This is a genomic window from Aquabacterium sp., assembly GCF_021768455.1.
In the GTDB taxonomy this organism is placed as follows: Bacteria; Pseudomonadota; Gammaproteobacteria; order Burkholderiales; family Burkholderiaceae_C; genus Aquabacterium.
Window position 1 is genome coordinate 1 of the sequence record NZ_JAIZVX010000287.1, and the last position, 1693, is coordinate 1693.

Annotated in this window: 1 protein-coding gene; it reads right to left on the reverse strand. The window is 70.1% G+C overall.

What is annotated here, in order from left to right; all coding sequences use genetic code 11:
* Positions 1-259: 259 nt before the first annotated feature.
* A partial coding sequence (locus QZ994_RS19795; RefSeq protein WP_290877795.1) for an amidohydrolase family protein occupies positions 260-1693 on the reverse strand: 1434 nt, incomplete at its 5' end.

Below are 1693 nucleotides of genomic sequence, written 5' to 3' on the forward strand. Positions count from 1 at the left end.
GGCCAGGGTGGCGGCGGTGGCCAGCGCGGTGAAGGACTTCAGGGTGCGGGTCGATGCGGTGGTGGATGTCTTGTTCATGGGGTCTCCTCGGCTCATAGAAAAACAAAGGGTGAGTTCGGCCCGCCACCGGCGTGCAGCAGGTGGATCGCGAACGGTTCAGGCATGCAGCGGCGCCACCTGCGGGCCATCAGGCGGGCCTGGGGAAGGGGGATGGGAGCGGGCTGCGCCCGCTGTGGGCCTCAGCCCGGTTCAGCCCAACTCAGCCGAGTTGGGGCTCGGGGCGCTTGTGCAGGCGGCCGTCTTTCATGATGGCCACGAGCTTGTGCTTGTCTTGCAGCACGCGCACGTCTTGCGTGGGATCGCCGGCCACCAGCAGCAGGTCGGCCAGGTAGCCGGGGCGCACCAGGCCCAGCTCGTCGCCCTGGCCCATGATCTGGCCACCCAGTTCGGTGGCGGCGTGCAGCGCCTCGGACGGCGTGTAGCCGAAGTGGCGCACCCACAGCTCCAGGTCCCAGGCGTTGCGGCCATTGGGGTTGAAGGGGAAGCCGTAGTCGCCACCGGGCAGCAGGCGGATGCCGCGTGCGCGCAGCTTGGGCACCAGCGCGCGCTGGTGGGCCAGCACGACCTCGGCATCGGCCTTCATGTGCGTCATGTCGAAGTGCGGCGGGGGCGAAGCGTCCAGCGTGGCCTGGATGATGCCGATGGAGGGGGCCACGAAGAGCTCGTCCTTGCGTGCGGCCATCAGGTCCAGCGTGTCGTCGTCGGCATAGGTGCAGTGGTAGAGCACGCGGAAGCCGTGCTGGACGGCCAGCTTCACGGCCTCGTTGGCGTGGCAGTGCGCGGTCAGCCAGACCCCGTGCTCGCGGGCAGCCTCACCGGCGGCACGCACCTCGTCTTCGGTGTAGAGCACCTGGTGCGAGGCACCGGGCTTGAGCGCGCTTTCGCCCGACAGCAGGAACTTGATGGACTTGGCGCCCAGCTCGGCGCATTCCTTGACGAAGCGGCGCACGTTGTCCGGGCCGATGCCGTGGGCGTCGGCCTTGCCCGGGTCCAGCAGCGAGCCATCGGTGGGCGGCTCGCGCTCAACGGAGGAGGCCACCAGGCGCGGGCCCGGCATGCCGCCGGATTCGATCTGCTCGCGCAGCACGATCTCCAGGCGCTTGCTGAGCGCACCGGCCGAGTAGGCGCTGGTGAAGCCGTGGTCCAGCAGGATGCGGGCGTTGCGTGCGGCAGTCAGGGCCAGCTCTTCGGGCGGCAGGTGCATGCCGGGCACGAACTTCTCGACGGACGTCGGCCAGGTCAGGTGGGCGTGGGCTTCGGTCAGGCCGGGCATGAGCACGCCGCCCTGGCCGTCGATGACGATGGCGCCCTGGCGGGACACCGTCTGGCCGGCCGGGGCCACGGCCTCGATGCGCTGGCCGTCGACGCGGACCTCGCCGGCACAGGGCGCCTGGCCCGTGCCGTCGAAGATGCGGACGTTGGTGAACACGAAGGTATCGGCACCCTCGCCGCCCGTCAGGGTATCGCCACCCGGGCCACCATCGAGGCGGTCGTCGCCCGCACCGCCCACGGCGAAGCCGCCCTGGGCCGGCCAGAACTCTTTAGCCAACTGGGCATCGCCACTCCCCCAGTACCCGACCACGCCGGCTTTGAGGGCCAGTGAGTCATTGATACCGTCGCCAACCACCATCGG